Genomic DNA, 3,450 nt, shown 5'->3' on the forward strand with positions numbered 1-3,450 from the left:
GCAGGGGCCCGTCGGGACCGATCCGCACCCGCACGTCCACCGGGTGCAGGGCGCCGGCGGAGGCGGCGGGGCGGAACCGGCCCGCCGGGTCGCCGGCGACGAAGGCCGCGCGCAACAGGCGGTCCAGGTCCGCCTCCCGCCGGTCGGGGCGGGCCGCCGGGACCGGCGTCCCGGGGCCGGGGGGTACGGACACCCGGGGGCCGGCCGGGGTGTCCGGGCCCACCGGCTCGGGACCGCGGGCCCGGGCCAGCGCGGCGGGCAGGGCCCCGTCGGTCAGGACCCCGGCCACCGCGGGGTCCCCGTCCGTCGGACGGGTCCCCGTGCCGGGGCGGTTCCCGGCGGGGGCCCGGAGGGCGTCGGTGTCGGTGTCGGTGGGCATACGGCTCATCGGCACCTCACATGTGCGGGGGCGGCAGCAGGGTCAGGTCGTCCGGCCCGGGACCCGGCCCCCGTCCACCGGTTCGCGCCCACCGCTCCGCGAACCGGGGGCATCCGAGGTAGGAGAAGGCCGCGGGGGCGTTGGGCACCAGCCCGGAGACCAGGACCCGCACCACCCGCCACGGGGTCTCGGCGACGTCCTCGGTGGTCAGGTCGACGGTGAACACGCGGTGCCCGCCGGCGCGCAGCGCCGCCTCCAGGCGCTCCGGGCTCCCCGGCTCGACCCGGTCGACCGGCACCGTTCCCAGCGCGGGCCGGGTGAAGCGTTCGGCGAGCCGGTGGGTCCGGGGGTCCAGCCACACCTGCACGTGCGCGCCCAGGTCCCGGACGGCCTCGCAGCGCGGTCCGGCGGCGTCGAGGTAGCGGCGGTCCTCCCGGTGGTCCAGGTACAGGCCCCGGGCCAGCAGTCCGGCCTCCACCGCCCGGAAGACCCATCCGTCGGAGTCGAGGAGACCGAGGGTGAAGACCCGGGTGTGCACGGCCTCCAGCACCGCCTTGCGGGCGGCCTCCGCCGGATCCCACCGACAGGCGAACCCGGCGGCGTGCAGACCGCTCACCGGGTCGTGGACGTGGGCGGCGACGCAGGGCGCGAACTCGGAGGGCATCTCCACCAGGGAGACCTCCAGGTCGGAGCCGGCCAGGTCCTCCGTCAGGCCCGGCACGCTCGCCGGATCGATGCCCCGGGCGGGGGTGTCCAGGTGCCACCACAGTTCGAGGGCGTCGCGCTCGACGACCTCGAGCAGGCCGCGTTCGCGGGCGTCGTCGATCCCCTCGCCGGTGGCGATGCCGGCGTAGTTGAGGTGGTGGGTGCGGGGCAGGTCGCGCAGGGAACGCCGACGCCAGTTGAGGTGGGACAGCGCGACGGGGACCAGGCACGGGACGGAACTCCCGTCCGGCAGTCGTTCCTCGCCCCGTGCCCACAGGGCGGGGGTGTCCCCGGTCAGGGGTCGGTAGGGGAACCCGGCGGTTTCCAACTGCCAGGCGGCGTGGGTCGGCAGGTCCGCGGGGCCCTGGATGTTCTCACCGCGGGCGAGCAGTTCGTCGGCTGTCGCCCGCACGGGGGTGTCGGGTCGACCGGGGGGAGGGAGGCGGTTGCCGCAGTAGCGCTCCACCGCCTCCGCGACCGCGGCCAGTCGGGCCCCTTCGGGGTCCCCGAAGGTGGTTCCCAGGGAGACGCGGTCGGCGGGCCAGTCGCCCAGGCGGCGGGCGTCGGAGACCTCGGCGGTCATCGCGGTGTAGCGGGCCGGGGTGTCCGGCGGGTGCGGCACGGGGGCGACGGAGCGGACGATCCCGCACACGGGGTCCACCAGGGACTCCCACGGCAGGGGCGCGGCGGTCGGCGTCGGTTGTCCGGTGGCCCCGGCGGGACGGGGGGTGCCGGGCCCATCGGTGGCTCCGGTCTCCACGGGGAGCGGGAGGGTCATCGGCAGAGCTCCTCGAAGGGGTCGACGGGCGTGATCGGGTCCGGTGCGCTCTCCGGGGTCCCGGGGGCGGGGAGCGGCAGTCGCAGTTCGGTACCGGCGGGCAGCACGGTGCGGTCGCCGGGCAGCAGCCGGCGGGCGGTGACGGGGTCCTCGCCGGTGTGCGGATTGCGGGCGTGGGCCGGGTGGTGGTGTCCGGCGATCTCCAGGCGCAGCCGGGTCCCGGCGGGGAGCCGGCGGGACATCGGGGGCAGCGGGACGGTGAACGAGGCGGGGCGGCCGGCGGGATCGCGGCGTCGCACGACCCCGGTGACGGCGGTCGGCGTTCCGCCCTCGGGGGGCAGGACGGTCAGTCGGACCGCCCAGTCCGCGGTGGGGGTGTCCGCGACGCAGTGCAGCCGTGCCTCGGGGACGCCCACGACGTCCATGGGGGCGGTCAGCGGCCCCAGCACGGCGGTGCACCGATCCGGGGTGCCGTCGGTGGGGACGGTCAGGTCGTCCGAGCGCACCGGCCGCTCGGGGTCGGCGGTGAAGCGGGAGCCGCGCACCACCCGCAGAGGGGTGCCGTCGCCGTCACCGACCGGTGCGTCCTCCCCGTCGCGCAGGGGGTGGACCGACCAGCGCGTCGGCGGTGTCCCGGGAAGCGGCAGCCAGTGGGGGGTGCCGCCGAGCGCGGTGACGCCGCTGCGGCCCGCCGACGGGCCCCCGGCCAGCGCGACGTGGGCCCAGCCGGCCCACAGGTCGCCGAGCGGCAGCCGGTGCGCGGGGTCGGCGTCCGGCGCGGGGTCGGCGGTCAGGCGGTGGCCCCAGGGGCCGAGCAGCAGCCGGGCGGTGGGACCTCCCCAGGCCCGCCACAGCCGCAGGGCCTCGGCGGCGAACGGGTCGCCGGTGCCCGAGACGACCAGCAGCGGTACCCGGGCCCCCGGTGCCCGGCGCAGCACCTCGCCGGGGGCGGTGTGCCGCCACAGCTCCGGCCAGGAGGGGAGGGGCCGACCCCCGCGCAGCGGCAGGTCCACCACGGGGAGCGTGGTGAGGATGCGGGGGTCGGCGTCCGGGGCGGCGAACGGCTCGGACTCGTCGGAGTCCGGGCGGTCGCCGTGGGCGGCCCACCATCCGGCGCGGGCCCGCAGGCGTTCGGGGCCGGTCTCCTCGCGGGCGGTCTCGGCGGGCCCGAGGGCGGGAACGGCGGCGATCACCGCCTCGGCCCCCCGGGCGGGGGGCGAGCCGGGCTCCGGGGTGCCGGGGCCGAGTGCCTGGAGGAGCGCGCAGTGGGCGGCGTAGGAGGAACCGACGGCGACGACGCGGCCGTCGCTCCAGGCACGTGCCCGGATCCACCGGAGGGTGGCGGCGCCGTCGGCCGTCTCGTGCCGGTAGGGGCGCCAGTCGCCGGCCGAGCCGTGGCGTCCGCGCACGTCCTGGGCGACTGCGGCGAAGCCGCGGCGGGCCCACGCGCGCAGTTCGGCGTGGTGGCGGCGACGGTCGTAGGGGGTGCGGATCACGACGGCGGGGAACGGCCCCTCCCCCGCCGGCAGGCAGACGTCGGTGGCCAGGGGGCTGCCGTCGGCGGCGGGTACCCGGTGGGTGCGCGGGG

The 3,450-nt window shown here is 78.6% G+C and carries 2 protein-coding genes and 1 pseudogene; all 3 read right to left on the reverse strand.

Annotation, left to right across the window (positions count from 1 at the left end; genetic code table 11):
* Positions 1 to 388 (reverse strand): annotated as a pseudogene (locus tag FOE67_RS20210) (hypothetical protein); the annotation flags it as partial.
* A 7-nt stretch (positions 389 to 395) separates the two neighbouring features.
* Positions 396 to 1,862 (reverse strand): YcaO-like family protein, encoded by a 1,467-nt coding sequence (locus tag FOE67_RS20215; protein WP_182666263.1) that lies wholly within the window; start codon positions 1,860 to 1,862, stop codon positions 396 to 398.
* Positions 1,859 to 3,450: CocE/NonD family hydrolase (locus tag FOE67_RS20220; protein WP_438874264.1), on the reverse strand; the 1,592-nt coding region annotated here is incomplete at its 5' end. The genes FOE67_RS20220 and FOE67_RS20215, both read right to left, overlap by 4 nt.

The organism is Streptomyces calidiresistens (assembly GCF_014141525.1).
GTDB classification, from domain to species: Bacteria; Actinomycetota; Actinomycetes; order Streptomycetales; family Streptomycetaceae; genus Streptomyces; species Streptomyces calidiresistens.